The sequence below is a fragment of the Spirosoma arcticum genome (genome assembly GCF_054779955.1).
Genome location: NZ_BAAGXG010000047.1, coordinates 1 through 3,293, shown reverse-complemented (window position 1 = coordinate 3,293; position 3,293 = coordinate 1). Strand labels below are relative to the sequence as shown.

Genomic DNA, 3,293 nt, shown 5'->3' with positions numbered 1-3,293 from the left:
GTCAGGATGAAAATGGGGAGTGAAGCCCTATTTTTGTTCCCCTTCTAACTTGACTGCGCGAGAATGACCTTTAGCTAGATCCTGCTCGTTGGGTGGCAGGTCAATGCCTTCCTCTAACAGTCGAAGCAACTGAATATGCATAAAGTTGACGATGGGCACCGCTGTCTTCTGCTGCCAACTGGCTTCCAGCGCGGTTAGGTAAGATGGCCGGTAGTCGACATAGACCAAACTAAGGGGCAAGTGGTGGTAGTGCTGGATATAGCTCATCAGCAGCCGGGCCATGGGTCCGTTACCCGCCCCAAAGGGATGCAGGGTCAAGAGTTGGAAGTGAGTCTCAAAAGATACATTGTAAACCTGTCGGGGGGTGTTAAGCTGACTGATGCGGGTGTTGATCCCTTTGAGCAACTCATCGATGGCGGCTGGCAATTTGTGAGCCGCCACCATCACGCATCTGCCCATCGTAACCTGGTCAATGCGCAAGTCCCCTGTACGGGTGTCAAACTGGCTCAATAATGAATAGGTTGGACCTCCCGTCTGAGCCATCAGTTTAGCAGCTACTTCCTGAAGGGCGAATCGGTTCAGGGGTTCCCGTTGGCTGGCCATAATCAGCATCTGCTCTAAGGCCTGATGATGGTCGATCATCCGCCATTGGTCGGTCAACGGTTTACCCGGAATCAGTTCGCCATTAGGAATGAGTTTTCGGGTTTGAGCCAAGGTTAAAGAAGACCCTTCGATGGCCGTCGAGTGGTAGGTGAGCAGAACTAAATCGTTGAGCTCACCCTCGCTCCTACCAGTCGATGCCGCTCGATAGCGGTCAAGCAGTTGGGGCAGCGTGGCGTTGGTAAGGGTAGCTCTCATCTCATAGGAAAAAAACGGTTCCTTGCTGTGGGTAAGTGTACCGAAAAAAGTCAGGAAAATGAAAAGCCGCTTCTACAGAGTCAGCAAGCGGCTTTTTAGTATGGTTTTTTGTACGGCAAAAATCACCAGTATTGCTCCAAGCCCCTGTTTCTTCATACTATGTACGGCTTGTCAATCGGTATTGTTATCAGCGGTTTATAATCACCGATCCTTTGGGTCTGACTGTATTGGGAACAGGTAGCTGAAGCGGTTCAGTATCTTCGGTCAGCGTTCCATTAGCTGCAATTTTTAACGTGTGCAGGTAATTATAATTCCCAATGCTAAAATCTTTGTTGGTGTGCTGATTGACGACGTACAGGATGGTTTCTGAGGAAGAAAAAACTAGCGAAAAAGGCTCACTGGTTTTAAACAGCGCCCCCCCAGGCCCGGCATAAGAAGGGCCTGAGTTCTTAAGCTCCAGGGTTTGGATAGAGATGGGTGCTATCGGTGATGAGCTGTTATAGACCTGTACCGTATTATCCCCTGAGTTAAGCACGTACATGTGATCGCCTGCTTTATTGGTGCGAATCCAGCAAGCTGCTTTTCCGGCGGGTACGGAGGTTTGGAGTGATAAAGCACCCGTAGTGGCATTGATGGCATACACGCCCACCTTGCCCTGCAACGGATTGCCAACGTACAACACAGAACCCGATGGATGCTGCCATAAACCCAGGGCGGTACCGTCCATGCCCGGTACTACGTAAGGCGTACCGGCTACCGCCGTTAACGTACCATTGGCGTTTATGGTAAAGGAACGCAGGGTGCCAACTGGGGGCATCAGCATAAACCCAAGAAAGTCCGTACCGAACAGAAATTTGCCATCTCGGGAAATAAGTGCATTAGATGGAGAAGTGCCCGCCGTCGTTTCAACTTTAGCACCGGCAACGGGCGTTAACTTGCCGCCCGCATCAATGGTAAATGTAGCGTAGTTGGGAAGCTGCGGGGTCGGATGCAGGGGGTCCTGACTCTTATTGAGGACAAAGACAAAATTACCCGACACATCGATGCCAACCGGTGTTTGTCCATTCGATGGAAACGGTGATCCGGCCACATGCTCAAGGGCACCTGTTGCTTTTATGCTGAATACCGCGATGGTATTACTGCCCGAATTAACCGCTAACAGGTACTGCCCATCGGAGGAGACTCTTACTTCGTAATCCGAATCCAATGGCCCCAGTAATTGCTCAGGATTACCCACCCCCGATCCGTTGGTGAGAAACGGGCTGCCCGCTAAAGGCTCCAATTTCCCATTGCCTTGATCCCGATAGGCAAGCACAGCATTTTGATTGTTCTGGAAGTTATTGGTTTGCACGTACAGAATATCGGCCCGGCCAGTTGGGTCGCGGTGGTCCATGCAGGAGAAAAGAGCAACGGAAAGCAAAAAAGATAAGAGCGTGCGTTTCATAACGTTTTGTGGTTTTGTTGTCAAGTTTGACAGTAACTTTTCACTGCCCCAGGCCGGGGTGCTGGAAACATATTCAGCTTAGGTGCCGATATCATTTTAGGTGACCACCAGGGCATCCGGTCTGCGTATCGGCACATTGCTCATTGTTAACGACTACGTTCAGGACACTTCGATTGGGCACTGGCTACTGCTTATGAGATAAATCAAGCGGACTTCTGTGGCACTAAAAGTAGGTTCTTCCATCAGCTATAACTATGACATTCGTCACCGTACCGTATGATGGTTAGCGGTTTTTAAGCGCAGAAAGTAGGGTCTTGGATCGCCTAGAAGAAAGACCCTTCGATGCTCTGTGCCTGGTTGCAAAAAAAGGCTTCATAATCCGTGAGTAGGCTAACCGAGTCTGACTGATTGGAAATCCTTTCCAAATGGGCGTCACTAAGCAATTCTTTACCCATAAGCTTCGCCATCGGTGCCAGAAGTTGCTGGTTGGCTAATCCGTAACCGTTGCCAGCATACAATCCTGGATTGATAGATACTCTTTCAGATACGTATCTAAGGACTCATTTCTGGCTGGGTCAAGGTAGTCGCCCGTTTGGTGGCGATAGGCCTTAACCGCGATAATGATTCGCCGTAAAGCATGTAAGTCATGAGTTAATTTCATGCCAGTTTAGCCGTTTATTGGTGCGTGGAAACGCTCAATAGCAATGGGTATTGGCCTGGGTTGATCGATCTTATCCAGTGATAAAAGCATCCATCCGCTTATTTCCCGTAACTGGTATGAAATTAATCAAGCTGACGGTGCTAACGGCTGGAGTAACCAGCCGTAACATAGATTGCAAAGGTTGCCTGATGAAGCTCATCCAACTAGGCCATCTTAACGGTTCGGGTTCGTGGGTTCATCCATAGCTACGTCTCCGGCCCCGGCCGAGTCAAGCAGGTCGGCCACTTGCTTCGTTTCGGTGGCTGACTGCGTCTGCACCGTTACCAGCGT

General features: G+C 50.0%; 2 protein-coding genes. Both read right to left on the bottom strand.

Going from position 1 to position 3,293, the window contains the following annotated elements:
• Positions 1–27: 27 nt before the first annotated feature.
• Positions 28–858: a Fic family protein gene (locus tag ACYVHB_RS32715; protein WP_461056268.1), complete on the bottom strand. Its 831-nt coding sequence runs from the start codon at positions 856–858 to the stop codon at positions 28–30.
• Positions 859–1,045: 187 nt separating this feature from the next.
• On the bottom strand, positions 1,046–2,302 hold the full coding sequence (locus ACYVHB_RS32710) for a lactonase family protein (RefSeq protein ID WP_461056266.1): 1,257 nt from the start codon (positions 2,300–2,302) through the stop codon (positions 1,046–1,048).
• Positions 2,303–3,293: the final 991 nt, after the last annotated feature.

Excerpts from the sequence above, each read along its gene's own strand:
- ACYVHB_RS32715 (WP_461056268.1), bottom strand. The coding sequence starts at position 858 with ATGAGAGCTACCCTTACCAACGCCACGCTGCCCCAACTGCTTGACCGC.
- ACYVHB_RS32710 (WP_461056266.1), bottom strand. The coding sequence starts at position 2,302 with ATGAAACGCACGCTCTTATCTTTTTTGCTTTCCGTTGCTCTTTTCTCC.